12 protein-coding genes are annotated in these 14,865 nt (G+C 68.4%); 6 read left to right on the top strand and 6 right to left on the bottom strand.

Annotated features, from left to right (window positions below):
• Positions 1 to 234: 234 nt before the first annotated feature.
• Positions 235 to 1,491: a glycosyltransferase 87 family protein gene (locus ACWCO2_RS32255; protein ID WP_450131572.1), complete on the bottom strand. Its 1,257-nt coding sequence runs from the start codon at positions 1,489 to 1,491 to the stop codon at positions 235 to 237.
• A gap of 243 nt (positions 1,492 to 1,734) precedes the next feature.
• Here ACWCO2_RS32255 and glf point away from each other — a divergent pair, with 243 nt between their 5' ends.
• The 5 genes from glf to ACWCO2_RS32280 all read left to right on the top strand — a co-directional run bounded on the left by glf (position 1,735) and on the right by ACWCO2_RS32280 (position 7,143).
• Positions 1,735 to 2,973, top strand: coding sequence for a UDP-galactopyranose mutase (gene glf / locus ACWCO2_RS32260; RefSeq protein WP_450131573.1), 1,239 nt, complete (start codon positions 1,735 to 1,737; stop codon positions 2,971 to 2,973).
• A gap of 1 nt (position 2,974) precedes the next feature.
• Positions 2,975 to 4,936: a glycosyltransferase gene (locus tag ACWCO2_RS32265; RefSeq protein ID WP_450131574.1), complete on the top strand. Its 1,962-nt coding sequence runs from the start codon at positions 2,975 to 2,977 to the stop codon at positions 4,934 to 4,936.
• A 22-nt stretch (positions 4,937 to 4,958) separates the two neighbouring features.
• Positions 4,959 to 5,540, top strand: coding sequence for a phosphatase PAP2 family protein (locus ACWCO2_RS32270; RefSeq protein WP_450131575.1), 582 nt, complete (start codon positions 4,959 to 4,961; stop codon positions 5,538 to 5,540).
• Positions 5,533 to 6,693 (top strand): decaprenyl-phosphate phosphoribosyltransferase, encoded by a 1,161-nt coding sequence (locus ACWCO2_RS32275; protein ID WP_450131576.1) that lies wholly within the window; start codon positions 5,533 to 5,535, stop codon positions 6,691 to 6,693. The genes ACWCO2_RS32270 and ACWCO2_RS32275 overlap by 8 nt, the downstream gene beginning before the upstream one ends.
• A gap of 102 nt (positions 6,694 to 6,795) precedes the next feature.
• On the top strand, positions 6,796 to 7,143 hold the full coding sequence (locus ACWCO2_RS32280; protein ID WP_450131577.1) for a Uma2 family endonuclease: 348 nt from the start codon (positions 6,796 to 6,798) through the stop codon (positions 7,141 to 7,143).
• Positions 7,144 to 7,230: 87 nt separating this feature from the next.
• On the opposite strand, the gene ACWCO2_RS32285 is transcribed toward ACWCO2_RS32280, so the two are convergent.
• A complete protein-coding gene (locus tag ACWCO2_RS32285) occupies positions 7,231 to 8,058 on the bottom strand; it encodes a helix-turn-helix transcriptional regulator (protein ID WP_450131578.1) in 828 nt (275 codons plus the stop codon).
• A 102-nt stretch (positions 8,059 to 8,160) separates the two neighbouring features.
• Here ACWCO2_RS32285 and ACWCO2_RS32290 point away from each other — a divergent pair, with 102 nt between their 5' ends.
• Positions 8,161 to 8,916, top strand: coding sequence for an SDR family oxidoreductase (locus ACWCO2_RS32290; protein ID WP_450131579.1), 756 nt, complete (start codon positions 8,161 to 8,163; stop codon positions 8,914 to 8,916).
• Positions 8,917 to 9,027: 111 nt separating this feature from the next.
• Here ACWCO2_RS32290 and ACWCO2_RS32295 read toward each other — a convergent pair whose 3' ends face one another.
• Genes ACWCO2_RS32295 through ACWCO2_RS32310 form a run of 4 tightly spaced genes read right to left on the bottom strand, consistent with a single transcriptional unit; the run spans position 9,028 to position 14,741 of the window.
• Entirely contained in the window at positions 9,028 to 10,302 is a 1,275-nt protein-coding gene (locus tag ACWCO2_RS32295; protein WP_450131580.1) for an NAD(P)/FAD-dependent oxidoreductase, read from the bottom strand.
• Positions 10,299 to 10,706, bottom strand: a complete 408-nt coding sequence (locus ACWCO2_RS32300) for a GtrA family protein (protein ID WP_450131581.1) — start codon at positions 10,704 to 10,706, stop codon at positions 10,299 to 10,301. Before ACWCO2_RS32300 ends, ACWCO2_RS32295 begins: the two co-directional genes overlap by 4 nt.
• Positions 10,693 to 11,709 carry a glycosyltransferase family 2 protein gene (locus ACWCO2_RS32305; protein WP_450131582.1) on the bottom strand — a complete coding sequence of 339 codons (1,017 nt, stop codon included), beginning with the start codon at positions 11,707 to 11,709 and terminating at the stop codon, positions 10,693 to 10,695. The genes ACWCO2_RS32300 and ACWCO2_RS32305 overlap by 14 nt, the downstream gene beginning before the upstream one ends.
• Positions 11,710 to 11,711: 2 nt before the next feature.
• Positions 11,712 to 14,741, bottom strand: coding sequence for an arabinosyltransferase domain-containing protein (locus tag ACWCO2_RS32310; protein ID WP_450131583.1), 3,030 nt, complete (start codon positions 14,739 to 14,741; stop codon positions 11,712 to 11,714).
• Between the last annotated feature and the right edge of the window lie 124 nt (positions 14,742 to 14,865).

The raw sequence follows: 14,865 nt of genomic DNA on the forward strand, positions 1-14,865 counted from the left end.
CCAATACACGGCGAACGGGCTGTCCTCGCCAGGCGACGTCTGAGAACCCGCGGCGGTGCCGGTTGCGGGGGTGGGCTATGCGCCTGCGGCGCATGAGACCCTCGACGCGCGGTGTCGGTCGTGCTTCGCGGTCACCAGCCGGACACGATGAAAAGGCTCAATGGAAATCAGACGTCCGATTTCCTTTGAAGTCGCGGAACCGCGGTGTGTCGGGCGACGACACACCGGCGCGTGTCAGCGGACGTGCTGCGGCGCGGGAGCCGGAGCCGCATCGACGGGTTCCGGCGTGCGGACGGCGCCCGGCCGGAACCGGACGTACGCCACGGCCGCGGCGACCAGGAACCCGATGCCGATCAACGTGTAGGCGTTGCCCACGACCTGCTGCGAGAACGTCCAGTCCAGCTCTTTGTCGCCGGTGTTCGGCAGGTACCACTGCGGACCGGACAGCACCGTCAGCGCGCACAGCACCACCGTGAACGTCACTCCGTACCAGCGGTGCCGCAACGACATGGCGAACAGCAGCGCCAGGGTCGGCCCGGCCCACACCCAGTGGTGCGACCAGGAGATCGGCGACACCAGCAACACCCACACCGCGTTCAGGCACACCGCCAGCGCCACGTTGGACGTCCGCAGCGCGTACCGCATGCCGAGCACCGCCAACGCGAGCAGCAGCAGCGAGCCGAGCACCCACAGCGAGTTCAGCTCGAACCCGGTCAGCGACTGCTTGGCCAGCAGGCTGCGCAGCGTCAGGTTGCCCGCGTAGACGGTGCCGAGGGAGTCGCCGGTGGAGAACATCGAGTCCAGCCACCAGTCCGCCGAGTCCTTCGGCGCGGCGATCAGCCCGATCAGCACTGTCGCGGCGAAGGTCACCCCGGTCACGGCCATCGCCCGGTAGTCCCGGCGCAGCAGGAACAGCAGCAGGAAGCCCAGCGGCGTCAGCTTGATCGCCGCCGCGATGCCCACCAGCAGCCCGCGCGGCCAGCGGGTGCGCGGCAGCAGGCAGTCGGCCGCCACCAGCCCCATCAGCACCAGGTTGATCTGCCCGTAGTTCAGCGTCTCCCGCGTCGGCTCGATCAACGTGAACCACGGCATCAGCACCGCTGTGGCCACCGCCACCTGCCCGGCCCGGGGCGCGAGGTAGCTCGACGAGCGGGCCAGCGAGTAGGCGGTGACCAGGATCGCCAGGTGTGAGAGCACGGACACCACGACGACCGCAGTCTCGGTCGACAGCCAGGCCAGCGGCACGAACAGCAGCGCCGCGAACGGCGGGTAGATGAACGGCAGCGTCGTCGACTCCGGTGTCTCCGGCGTCAGGTCGCCGTAGACGTCGTAACCGCGCAGCCAGGCACGAGCACCGAGCTGGTAGATCTCGGTGTCGATGTAGCCGCGCGTGTGGATCCAGTGCACGAACCAGATCGCCAGGATCTCGATCGCGATCGCTGCGACCAGCAGGTGTCGCCCGTCACGAGCACGTGCCACCTCGATGTTCACCACCCCAGAATCCGGCGCCCGCACTCGCGAGCTTCAGGGGAGCGGGGGCGCGTCGACGCAGGCGACGATCCTACTCGGGTCACGACACGCCGGGCGGGTCGCCTGACGGGTAATAACAATGGCGAATAGATGCGAACCGTATCGCGGGGTTCACCCGGTGTGAGTATTCGCAGGCTGTGCGAATGCGCAGAAACTGCCATTTGCGGTGATATCGGCACTGCGCGTAGCGATGTGTAGCGGATAATGTCAACGCGGTTTAGGGCCGGTGGTTCGCCCCCGCTACCCTCGACTGCTGTGAGCTTCGCAGGCTATGACCTGATCGTTGTTGGTTCCGGATTCTTCGGCCTCACGATCGCAGAGCGCGCCGCCACCCAGCTGGACAAGCGGGTGCTGGTGCTGGACCGTCGTGACCACATCGGGGGCAACGCCTACTCGGAGGCGGAGCCCGAAACAGGCATCGAGGTGCACCGCTACGGCGCGCACCTCTTCCACACCTCGAACAAGCGCGTGTGGGACTACGTGAACCAGTTCACCGAGTTCACGGATTACCAACACCGCGTGTTCACCACGCACAAGGGCCAGATTTACTCGTTCCCGATGAACTTGGGCCTGCTGGGCCAGTTCTTCGGTCGCGCGTTCACCCCGGACGAGGCCAAAGCGCTGGTCACCGAGCAGGCGTCCGAGATCGAGACTGCGGACGCGCAGAACCTCGAGGAGAAGGCCATCTCGCTGATCGGACGCCCGCTGTACGAGGCGTTCGTGCGCGGCTACACGGCCAAGCAGTGGCAGACCGACCCCAAGGAACTGCCCGCGGCGATCATCAGCCGTCTGCCGGTCCGCTACAACTTCAACAACCGGTACTTCAACGACAGCTACGAAGGTCTGCCGGTCGACGGCTACACCGCGTGGCTGGAGAAGATGGCCGAGCACGACAACATCGACGTCCGGCTGAGCACCGACTTCTTCGAGGTGCGCGGCGAGCTGCCCACCGACGTCCCGGTGGTCTTCACCGGCGCGCTGGACCGCTACTTCGACTACGTCGAGGGCGAGCTGGGCTGGCGCACCCTGGACTTCGAGACCGAGGTCGTGCAGACCGGTGACTTCCAGGGCACGTCGGTGATGAACTACGCCGACGAGGAGATCCCGTACACCCGGATCCACGAGTTCCGGCACTTCCACCCGGAGCGGGACTACCCGAAGGACAAGTCGGTCATCGTCCGCGAGTACTCCCGGTCCGCGGAGAGCGGGGACGAGCCGTACTACCCGATCAACACCCCGGAGGACCGGCGCAAGCTGGAGGCCTACCGCGAGCTGGCCAAGAAGGAGGCCAAGGACCGCAAGGTCATCTTCGGCGGGCGATTGGGCACCTACAAGTACCTGGACATGCACATGGCGATCGGCTCGGCGCTGAGCGTGTTCGACAACAAGATCGCTCCATACTTCACCGAGGGCCGTTCGCTGGACGGCTCGCTGGAGGACTGACGTGACCGACCGGACCCCCCGAGAGGACCGTTCTCCCGCTGTGGGGGAGAGCAAGCTCAGCGACGTGACGTCGATGCGCTCCGGTACTGCTGACGTGTCGTCCCAGCAGGTGCTGCAACGCGTGGTGTTCCCGCGCGGTGAGGACCCGCTGGACGTCCGCCCGCTGTACATCGACGAGCCGGCGTCGCTGGACAGCGCCGCCACCGTCGTGTCGCGGCGCCGGCTGCTGGTGCCCGCGCACCGCAAGATCTCGCTGGCCTCCTACTTCAACGCGTTCCCGGCCAGCTACTGGAAGCGTTGGACCAAGGTCGACGAGGTCGTGCTGCGGCTGAAGGTCAAGGGGGCCGGTCGGCTCGACGTCTACCGCTCGAAGGCCAACGGCGACAGCGTCCACCTCCAGGGCACCCCGGTGGACAGCCAGGACTGGACGTCCCTGGAGTTCCGGGTGTCGCTGACGCCGTTCGAGGACGGCGGGTGGATCTGGTTCGACCTGTTCACCAACGACGTGTCGCTGGAGATCGACGAGGCGGCCTGGACCACCGACGTGCCGCTGCCCAAGCAGCAGGTCGTCGTCGGCACCACCACGATGCGGCCCGCCGACTGCGTGCTCGCGCTGCAGACGCTGGGCGAAGACCCGCAGGTCATGGAGGTCGTGCAGCGCGTCGTCGTGGCCGACCAGGGCCCGCAGAAGATCCGCGACACCGAGGGCTTCGACGAGGCGGCCCGCCGGATCGGCGACAAGCTGCAGGTGATCGAGCAGGACAACATCGGCGGCTCGGGCGGCTTCGGCCGCGTCATGTACGAGGGCATCTACAACTCGGACGCCGAGCAGGTCATGGTCATCGACGATGACATCGCCCTGGAGCCGGACGGCGTCCTGCGCGCGAACGCGTTCGCTCGCGCCGCGTCGCACCCGGTGATCGTCGGCGGCCAGATGCTGAACCTGCAGGCCCGCTCGCGGCTGCACACCATGGGCGAGGTCGTCGACCTCGGCCAGGGCGTCTGGCGGGCCGCTCCGGGCGCGGTCACCGATCACGACTTCGCCAAGAAGCCGCTGCGCAAGACCACCAAGCTGCACCAGCGCATCCACTCCACCTACAACGGCTGGTGGATGTGCCTGTTCCCGCGCGAGGTGATCGAGCGCACCGGCCTGCCGCTGCCGCTGTTCATCAAGCACGACGACTCCGAGTACTCGCTGCGCGCGGGCGAGCGCGGGTACCCGACGGTGACGTTGCCGGGCGCGGCGATCTGGCACATGCCGTGGACGGACAAGAACGACGCCACCGACTGGACGGCGTACTTCCACACCCGCAACCGCCTGATCCTGGCCGCGCTGCACAGCCCGGACGAGGTCAAGAACAACATCATCAAGCAGGGGCTGAAGCTCACCCTCCGGCACCTGCTGTCGATGGAGTACTCGACGGTCGCGGTGCAGCAGAAGGCGCTGGAGGACTTCATGGCGGGCCCGGAGGGCCTGTTCGAGAGCCTCCGCTCGGCGCTGCCGGAGGTCCGGGAGCTGCGCAAGGACTACGACGACGCCAAGACGCTGCCGTCGGCCCGCGAGTTCCCACCGCCGTCGGCGAACCCGATCATGGCCGAGGGTCTGCTCAAGCCGCCGGTGAACCCGGCGGTGATCGCAGCGCGCGCGTCCAAGGCGCTGCTGCACAACCTCAAGGAACCGGCGAAGGACGCCGGCGAGCGTCCGCAGCTGAACGTGCCCGCGGCCAGCGCCCGCTGGTTCCTGCTGGGCAACCTGGACAGCGCGACCGTGTCCAACGCCGACGGCAGCGGGGTGGCGTTCCGGCGCCGCGACCCGGAGGAGTTCCGCCGGCTGGGCATGCGCGCGATGGCCAACTACAAGCGGCTGGGCCAGGAGTGGTCCCGGCTGTGCTCCGTCTACCGGGCAGCGTTGCCCGAGCTGACCAGCGCGGAGTCCTGGAAACAGGTCTTCGACCAGAAGTGACCCCGATCCACCCGGAGACGATGTGGCAGAGCTGACGACGGCGACCAACCCCGAAGGGGACGTCGCCGCATCCGCCGACGAAGCACCGGCGACGGTCACCCCCGAAACCGTCGCGCTGCGCAAGGTGCAGGGCGCGCTGGCCAAGCCAGCCGTGGTCAAGACCGCTCGGGCGATGTCGTTGTTCGGCGAGCACGCCGGCGGCTGGCTGGCCATCGGCGCCATCGGCGCGCTGGTGGACCGCGAGCGCCGCGGTGAGTGGCTCACCGCCGCCGCAGGTGTCGCCGCCGCGCATGCGGCGTCGATCGCCGTCAAGCGCGTGGTGCGGCGGCGTCGGCCGTCCGACCCCGGCGTTCAGGTGCTGGTCGGTACGCCGAGCAAGCTGAGCTTCCCGTCCTCGCACGCGACGTCCACGGCGGCCGCTGCGGTGCTCTACGGCGGGTTGACGGGCAAGAAGCTGACCCCGGTGGTCGTGCCGCCGATGATGGTCAGCCGCCTCGTCCTGGGGGTTCATTATCCGAGCGATGTGGTCGCCGGTTCTGTGCTCGGCGGTGCCGTGGCGTGGGGCGTGCGGCGATTCACGAGACGGCGGAGGAACCGTGGCTGACAACGAGAAGACCGAGGTCGACGCGGGGAAGACCGATGCGTCGGCCGAGGCCGACGGCACCGGTGCCCGCGACGACGTGCTGACCGAGGAGACCGGCGAGGCCGAGAAGGCCGCGGCGTCGGTGAAGACGGCTGAGCGCGTCGAGGTGGAGACCGACGGCGAGGGCACCATCGGCGCCGAATTCGGCGACGAGGTGCTGGAACCGCCGCCGAAGAAGTCCGACGACATCAAGGACAAGTCCTCGGACGCCTACCACGCGAAGGTCACCGCGAAGGCGGGCACCACGGCAGGCCTGATCACCGGCCTTATCAAGGAGCTGCGCCCCAAGCAGTGGGTGAAGAACGTCCTGGTGCTGGCCGTGCCGTTCGCGGCGGGCGAGATCCTGGACCCGACCGTGCTCTGGCACGCCGTGCTGGCGTTCATCGTGTTCTCGATGGCCGCCTCCGGCATCTACTTCGTCAACGACGCGATCGACGTCGAGGCGGACCGCCAGCACCCGACCAAGCGCAACCGCCCGATCGCGGCCGGGCTGATCCCGGTGCCGATCGCCTACGCGGTGTGCGTGCTGCTGCTCGGCGGAGCGCTGCTGATCTCGGGCCTGACCAGCATGTCGCTGCTGGCGGTGATGGCGCTCTACATCGCGGTGCAGCTGGGCTACTGCTTCGGCCTGAAGCACCAGCCGGTGATCGACCTGTGCATCGTGGCGTCCGGCTTCCTGCTGCGCGCCATCGCCGGTGGTGCCGCCGCCGGTCTGGTCATCACGCAGTGGTTCTACCTGATCGTCGCGTTCGGCTCGCTGTTCATGGTGGCGGGCAAGCGCTACGCCGAGGTGAAGCTGGCGATGGAGACCGGCGCGAAGATCCGCAAGTCGCTGAAGGCGTACTCGCCGTCCTACCTGCGGTTCGTGTGGGCCATCGCGGCTGCGATCACGATCATGTCCTACGCCCTGTGGGCCTACGACATCCACGAGTTCGCGAACTCCCGCTGGGGCCTGATCTCGACCGTGCCGATGGTCGTGGCGATCCTGCGCTACGCGGTGGACATCGACAAGGGCATCGCGGGCGAGCCGGAAGAAGTGGTCCTGAAGGACAAGGTCCTGATGGTCCTCGGCCTGATCTTGGCCGGCTGCCTCTTCCTCGCCTTCTACCTCTGACCAACCCGAACAGCGCCCCTGGTCCCAAGCTGGACCGGGGGCGCTTTCGTGTTTACCGCAGGCCGCTGCCCAGGGACACTGTTGGTTGATGAGGGCACAAGGGTGCTGCGGAAGGAATGGCCGGCGATCGTTCGGGGCCCCGATCTTGTCGTCGTCCCGGTGGAGCGAGCCAGGGAAAGCCCACCGCGCTACTCTGCGCAGGACGTGCTGCTGGCTGTAGAGGTCGTCTCGCCCGGATCTGTCGGCACCGACCGTGTCACCAAGTTCGCTGAATGCGCCAAAGCCGAGATTCCGAATTACTGGATTGTCGATCTCGGCAAACCAGTGAGCATCGCCGTGTTCGCGTTGAAGGACGGGCACTACCTGGCCATCGAGGAAAGCGCGATGACACTGCAGCTCAGCGTTCCTGCGGAGCTGACCATCGATCCGGCGCCGCTGCTGCCAAAGTGATCGGCTGGTTGCCAGCAGGTCGTGTCCGCCGAGATCGGTTACCTGAGCAGTGATAGTCCCCTCCTGCCGTCGCTGCCCACGCACGACTCAGGTTCGGCGGCGTGTGGCGGCGAGAGCGCCGAGCAGCGCCAGGGAGTCGCTGCTCGGTGAGCCCGGTTCGGCGTGGTGCACGACGAGTTCCTGGCCGGGGCTGGATCGCACGTCGAAGGTCTGCATGGTCAGCGTCAGCGGTCCGACGTCGCGGTGCTCGAAGCTCTTGCGCTCGAGCGCTTTGCCGCGGGCGTCGTGGCCGCTCCACAGCTCGGCGAACGCGGAGCTGGTGTCGAGCAGTTCCGCGAGCACCTGCTGGATCCGCGGGTCGTCGGGAGCTTTGCCGTGGCCGAGGCGGAAACCCGCGACGGAGTTGCGGGCGATCTCGTGCCAGTCCCGGTAGAATGTTCGCGCTGCCGGATCGGTGAACACGACGTGCATCAGGTTCCGCGAGTGCGTCCAGTCGTGGAAGAGCGCGTCCGCGATCGCGTTGGACGCCAGCACGTCGAACGCCCGGTTGTAGACGATGGCGGGGTTGTGCGGCCACGCGGACATCAGCTCCAGCAGGCTCGGGTCGACCTGGCCGGGCACTGCGGCGGCGCGGGCGCGAGGACTCAGCCCGGCCAGGCGGAACAGGTGCTGCCGACCGTCCTCGCCGAGGCGGAGCGCGGTGGCCAGGGCGTCGACCACCTGGGCCGACGGCGTTCGCTCGCGCCCTTGCTCGAGCCGGATGTAGTAGTCGACGCTCACCCCGGCCAGCAGGGCGACTTCCTCGCGCCGCAGACCGGGAACCCGGCGGGGGCCGGTGCTGGGCAGGTTCACCTCGTCCGGGCCGAGCTGCGCCCGCCGCCCGCTGAGGTACTCGCCGAGTTCGGATCGTCCCACGTCAGCAGCGTAGGCGAGTGCAACGGCAGCCATCGTGGGTGCAGTGCTCCCAGGAGAGCGGCGACCTCCCGCGAGGCCTCGTGCCCGGACATCGTCGTGGACATGCCGACGAACGAAATCCAGGACCGCAAGGTCGTCCTCGTCACCGGAGCCAGCAGCGGGATCGGCGAGGCCGTCGCGACCCGCCTGCTCAGCAGCGGACACCACGTCGTCGCCGGCGCACGGCGACAAAACCGGTTGCACGCGCTGGCCGAGCGCACCGCACCGGAGGCCCGCCGCTCCGGCGGGAGCGTCCACCCGGTTCGGCTGGACGTCGCGGACCGGGCGGACGTGGCCGCCTTCGTCGAACTCGCCCGCGACCGGTTCGGCCGCGTCGACGTCCTCGTCAACAACGCCGGCGTCATGCCGCTTTCTCGCCTGGACAGCCTGCTCGTCGACGAGTGGGACCGGATGATCGACGTGAACGTGCGCGGTCTGCTGCACGGGATCTCCGCCGCCCTGCCGCACTTCACCGCGCAGGGCTCCGGGCACTTCGTGACGATCGCCAGCATCGGAGCTCACCAGGTGGTGCCAACGAGCGCCGTGTACTCCGGCACGAAGTACGCGGCCTGGGCGATCACCGAAGGCCTGCGCCAGGAAGCCGACCCCGCGATCCGGGTCACGACCATCTCGCCAGGGGTGGTCAGCTCCGAACTCGCCGACTCCATCACCGACCGGGAAGCAGCCGCGGCGATGCGCACCTACCGGAAGCACGCCATGGAACCGGACGCCATCGCCAGCGCCGTGCTCTACGCCCTGGACCAGCCCGAAGACGTGGACGTGAACGAGATCGTCGTCCGGCCGGCCCGGCAGCGCTGAGCGGAGGAGAACCCGATGAGGACGGGCCGAGGGGATTGTCCTTCCCGGCCTCCGACGCGTCGAGCTTCATGTCGACGGCGGGTGGGCCGCCCGGTGGCCCGGGCGCCTCCACTACTGACGCCGGTTGCTGAGGCCGAGGCGGTCGGTCACCTCGTGGGCCATGGCGATTGCGTAGGACTGGCCTCGGTCTTGGGGGTAGATCTGGGACATCGTCGCCAGGGTCACGCCGGGCATCTTCGTTCGGTGGCCCGGGATCAGGGAGCGGTAGTGGGGGGTCACGATCGGTTGGGCGAAGGGTGCTTTGGAGAAGTGCCAGTTCAGGATCCAGGAGTGGTCGAAGTCCGGGTTCAGCTTGCGCAGCCAGGGGACGTAGCGCTCCAGCAGTTCGGCCGGGTCGGTGGTGAAGCGCCAGTCGTTGCGCGGCACGTAGTTGCCGACGTAGACGATGTGGCGGCCGCCGTACTCGCTGGGATCGACCATGTTCGTGTGCTCCACGACGGCCAGGAACGGGAACGCCGTGTCGTTGACGTTCAGCCAGTAGTGCGGGATCACGCTGCGATCGCACTCCAGGATGAAGCACGTCGCGCCCAGGTACTGGTTGCGCCACAGCACGCTGTCGTTCTCGATCCCGGCCGCCTCCGCGAACACCGGCTGCGGGACCGTGACGATCACCCGGTCGAACTCGTAGCTGCTGCCGTCGCCGGTGCCGACCAGGACCGTCGCGCCGGGCTGGCGGATGGTGGCCACCGGTTTGCCGAACTCGACCTTGCCGCCGCGCTCGGTCACCGCGTCCAGCAGCGCGCGGTAGACCTGCTCGAATCCGCCGTGCACGTAACCGAGTTCGAAGGTGCGGTAGTGGATCCTGGCCCACAGCCAGGCCATCGAGATCTGCTCGGCGTGGATGCCGAACTTGCCCACCAGCAGCGGTTCCCAGATGCTCTCGGTGACCCGTCGACCGGCCCAGCGGCGCATCCACTCCAGCGCGCGCACCGAGTTGAACCGCTGCCCGTTGCGCACCGCCTTCAGCGCCGCTGCTGATGCGCCGAAGCGGAGCTTGTCCAGCAGCGAGAACCCCGGGAACCGCAGCATTTCCTGCGGGGTGCCGAAGTCGTGCAGCTGTCCGTCGGCGTAAACCCCGGTGGTGGGGCGGTGGAACCACAGCAGGTGGCCGAGCCCGAGCTCCTCGATCAGCCCGATCATCGCCCGGTCGGTGCGGAAGCTGTGGTGGTAGAAGCGCTCCAGCGGGGTGCCGCCGACCTCGATCGACGCGGCCAGCCCGCCGAGCTCGGCGGAGGCCTCCAGCACCGTCACGTCGTGCCCGGCCTTGACCGCGTCGTAGGCGGCTGTCAACCCGGTCGCACCAGCACCGACGATGCCGACTCTCATCCGAAGCTCCACTTCTTGTTGATGGTGTACTGGACGATCAGGACGATCGGCAGGGATGCGGCCTTGACCAGGTTCGGGTCGATGCCGAGCCAGCCGGAGAAGACCTGCAGCAGCACGAACGTCAGCCCGATTCCGGCCAGGCCGACGGCGTAGAACCGCAGGAAGCGCACCAGGATCCGGTCCCGCTTGCGGAAGTTGAACAGCGCGTTGAGCACGAAGTTGTTGGTGATCCCGGCGGTCGTGCTGATCGCGTTGGCGACCTGCGGGTGCACTCCGAAAGCGTTGTACAGCAACAGGAACAGCAGGTAGTCCAGCAGCACGCCGCTGGCGCCGATCATCGCGTAGCGCAGCAGCGACCGGCTGACCAGCGGCTCGCGCCGCGCCAGCTGTTCAGTCCGCGTCATGCCGGATCACATCCCGCACGATGTAGAGCGGGCGTTGCTGCACCTCGCTGTAGATGCGGCCGACGTAGCTGCCAATCACCCCGAGCGAGAGCATCTGCAGCCCGCCGAGGAACAGCATGGCAACCATCAGCATGGTCCACCCGGACACCGTCACCGCAGGGAAGAACAGTCGGAGCGTCACCGCGTAGATGATGCCGAGCAACGCCAAACCCAAGGTGATGAACCCGATCCGGGTGATCATCTTGAGCGGGACGGTGGAGAACCCGGTGACGCCGTCGGCGGCCAGCCGCAGCATCTTGCGCATCGGGTACTTGGTCTCGCCCGCGAGTCGCTCGTCCCGGTCGAACAGCACTTCGTGCTGCTGGAACCCCATCGAGGCGACCATGCCGCGGATGAACCGGCTGCGTTCGCGGAAGCCGCGCAGCTCCTCGGCGGCGCGCCGGTTGAGCAGCCGGAAGTCGCCGGTGTCCACTGGGATTTCGACCTCGGCGCAGCGCCGCAGCACCCGGTAGTACCCGGCGGCGGTGGCGCGCTTGAACGGCGTGTCCTGGCGGGTCCGTCGGCGTGCGGACACGATCTCCGCGCCGTCCTGCCAGGCGTCGATCAGCTCCAGGCTGACCCGCGGCGGGTCCTGCAGGTCGGTGTCCATCACGATCACCGCATCGCCGGCGGAGTGGTCGAGCCCGGCGGTGATGGCGATCTGGTGGCCGTAGTTGCGCGCGAAGTCCACCACTCGCGCCCGCGGATCGTTCTTGGCGATGTCCTGCAGGGCTTCCAGCGAGCCGTCGCTGGAGCCGTCGTTGACGTAGATGAACTCGTAGTCGAACTCGGGCCGGGTGGCCGTGGCCTCGGTGAGTTCCTCGTGGAAGCGGCGGATGCCGTCGACCTCGTTGAACACCGGCAGCACGTAGGAGACCAGCGGGGGACTGTCCGCGCCGCTGCTGCTGCGCGATTGCTGCTGCGGCACCGGAATTCGGACCTGCTGGCGCATCGTGTCGGCCATGGTCACTCCCCTCGCCAACCCCACCGTGTAACAGGAACGCCCCGCACGTCGTATTCGTTGCCTGGCATCGGGTAATCCACCTCGATCAGGTGGCCCCATTCGGCGTACTCAGAGGTTTTCTCGACACCGAGTAGTCGGGTCGGCACCTCATTCCGGTTACCGACTTCCCACACGCCGGCGAAGGATCCGCCGATGCTGCGGGTGTAGGCGGCGGTGCCGCCGAAACCCATGCCGCTGGGCGGCGTGACCAGGTACGCGGGCGGTTCGACGAGTCCGCCAGCCATCCGCGGCATGTCCTGCAGGCACGGCGCGTTCCAGGTCATCGACCAGTCCACCAGGATGGGTGCCTTGCCGCGCAGGTATTCCGGCAGCGGCACGACGTCCCGCACGCGCGGCCCGGCGACCGCGAGCCAGCCGCTCGGATCGGTGGTGCCGTCAACCGCCCGGATCCGCACCGCGGTCGCTCCGGCCGGGATCTCCTGGGCGGGAACGGGCAGGTCACGCCATGCGGGATGGTCTTGCGGGCGGTCCTCCACCACGTGATCGGTGGGGTAGGCCGGCTGCTCGTCCGCGTCGAGCCAGGTGTCGTCCAGGACGCGTTCGCCGAGGATGCCGGTGGGGGAGCCGAACTCCAGCACCACCCGGTTGCCGTCGCCGCTGCGTCCGGCGATCGCGACCGCGAGCTCCTGATTCGGCGCGAGTTCGGGCAGCTCGTACCAGCCGGTGGTGAGCTCGCCGGTGGAGATCTGCCCGCCGCCCAGGCTGCCCCAGAGATCGCGAACTTCACCGGGAGGAGCGAACTCCTGCGCGTATCCGGTTCCGGCGGTGAAGCCGTGGGCCTCGGCGGGACCGTGCGCGACCAGTGCGCCGCCAGGGACGTCCGGGGTGGCGACCAGGTGGTCCGCGATGCCGCAGCTGCCGTCGGACAGCGCGGCCAGGCCCTGACCGCCGATGGAGTAGGCGCCGGTCTGCCGGATGGGCGCGACGACGAACGAACCGAGCACGACCGCCACCGTCACCCCCACCGCACCCACGCCGAGCAGCGCGGGAATTCGAACGAGCAGCCGCCTGGGCCGTTCCGAGTCGGCGTGTCCACGCAGGACGGACACCGCCAGCAGCACGACCACCGCGAACAGCCACAACGCGGGATTGTCCAGCGGCCGCACCGGCTGCTCTCCCCATGGCACTCCGTACTGGGAGTGCAAGAACCAGTTGTTCTTTCCAGCGAACGTCAGCGCCGCGGCGAGCGCGGCGAGGGCGGAGCACAGCACGCCCGCCACCAGCACCACCCGGTCGCGGGCGAAGTGCCGGGCGGCGGATGTGATCAGGACCGCACCTGCGGTCAGGGTAGCGGCTCCGACTGCTGCCAGCGCGCCGAAGTAATGCGTCCATTTGGAGGGTGTCGCGATCATCAGGGTCATGCTCAGCAGCAGGCAGAGCGGCGGCACGTGCGCCAGCGCCATGCCGGGCAGGCGGCGCACGCCGCGCATCAGCAGCAGTCCGCTGAAGACGGCGACGACGGCGGTCAGCAGGATCGGTGCGCGTCGGGCGATGTCGCCTTGCAGGTCGAATCCCAGCAGGTACTGGTAGCGCAGGATCTCCTCGAACCAGGGCACGTCCGGGCCGTAGTAGGAGTGCAGCTCGGTGGCCTTGCGGACGCCGAACAGCGATTGGTCGGCGAACATCGCCACCACACCGACGGCGGCGATGCCGCATAGCAGGGCCGCGATCGGCGCGCTGAGCAGGCGTTTCAGCTGCGGGGCGAGCACCACGAAGGGGACGAGGGCGGTGATGCCCATCGGGTTCACCGCGACCGAGAGCCCGGCTGCCAGCGCGGCGACTCCCAGCAGTGCGACCCGGTCGTGTCGCACTGCTTGGAGGACGCAGGCCAGCACTGCGGCCAGACCCAGTGCCTCGAAGGGTTCCGGGCGTATGCCCAGGCCGAACGGCAGCCACCAGGCCAGGAAGCTCACCGCTGCCAGCAGCCGGACCGGGCTGCGTCGGGCGTGCTCCGGTAGGGCTGCGCCGAGGATGCCGCGGCTGAGCACGAACCAGGTCAGCAGCGCGGCGATCACGCTCGGGATGCGCATCGCCAGCGGGTTGGCGTTCCACGCGGCGATGGGTTCGAGCAGGTGCTGGACCAGCGTGAACGGGGCCTCGGAGGCGTTCTCCCAGCGGTAGTAGTTGCTGATGTCGCCGGTCAGCAGGCCGTTTCGCACGGTCATCGCGGCGAACGAGTCGTCCGGTGTGGTCGGTCCCAGCACCCACCAACCACCGAGGATCGCGATCACCCCGAGATCGACGAGGTACCCCAGAACTCTGGATCTCCTCCGCGGCTCCCGGGAACGGCGGCGGGACCGGTCGTGGGCGAGGAGGGCGGCGAAAGCCATGAGGACGAGGGCTATTTGGGCTATGACCAGGAGTTTTTTGAGCGTGGTGGGGGAGTTCTCGAACCAGTTCGCGGTGGTCAGCTGGACTTGGAGACCGGCCGCCTGCTCGGGCGTGAGGTCGGTGGCGAACGCGATGACGTCTCGGACCTGGACGTCGGGGAGGTCGACTTCCCGGTCGCCGATTCGTGCTCGGCTGCCCGAGATGTCGGCGTCGATGGCGACGTCGCAGGCAGCCGAGATCGGCGCGCGCAGGGCTTCGCGGCCGCCGACCAGGGCGATCACGTGGTCGTTGGCGGTGGTGACCGCGAAGCCCTCGGTGGGCTGGCCGGGCGGTCGGCTGGCGACCAGCGTTGTCGGCGTATCGCGCTGTTGACCAGCGCGGACCACCGGGCACGGGACCTGGACGTGGACCTCGGCCGGGTGGTACGGCACGACGAACGCCAGCGTGCTCTCCGGCAGCTGCCCGGCCTTCGGCCAGGTCACCGTGACCTGCTGGGTGATCACCGGCGCCAACGGCACGGCGAGTGCTACCAGCACGCCCATCACCCCGATGATCAGCCCGAAGACTCCGGGCAGGCGGCGTTTTCGCGGGCCCGGTGCGGGCGGTGGGGGATCGAGCTCTGCCGTGCCCCTGTCCGCCACGATGTCCCCCGGTCAACTGGCTGGATGCGCAATGTGAACCAGTTTCGGCCAGCCAACCCGATGCCGCAGCACCTGAATGGGCGTCACCCGCACGTTCCACAGGACCACAGTTTCAATTGAAACT

The organism is Saccharopolyspora sp. NPDC002376 (assembly GCF_053593195.1).

Coding starts and splice junctions, on each gene's coding strand:
- glf (WP_450131573.1), top strand. CDS start 1,735: ATGTCAACGCGGTTTAGGGCCGGTGGTTCGCCCCCGCTACCCTCGACT.
- ACWCO2_RS32290 (WP_450131579.1), top strand. CDS start 8,161: ATGCCGACGAACGAAATCCAGGACCGCAAGGTCGTCCTCGTCACCGGA.
- ACWCO2_RS32295 (WP_450131580.1), bottom strand. CDS start 10,302: ATGAGAGTCGGCATCGTCGGTGCTGGTGCGACCGGGTTGACAGCCGCC.
- ACWCO2_RS32300 (WP_450131581.1), bottom strand. CDS start 10,706: ATGACGCGGACTGAACAGCTGGCGCGGCGCGAGCCGCTGGTCAGCCGG.
- ACWCO2_RS32305 (WP_450131582.1), bottom strand. CDS start 11,709: ATGGCCGACACGATGCGCCAGCAGGTCCGAATTCCGGTGCCGCAGCAG.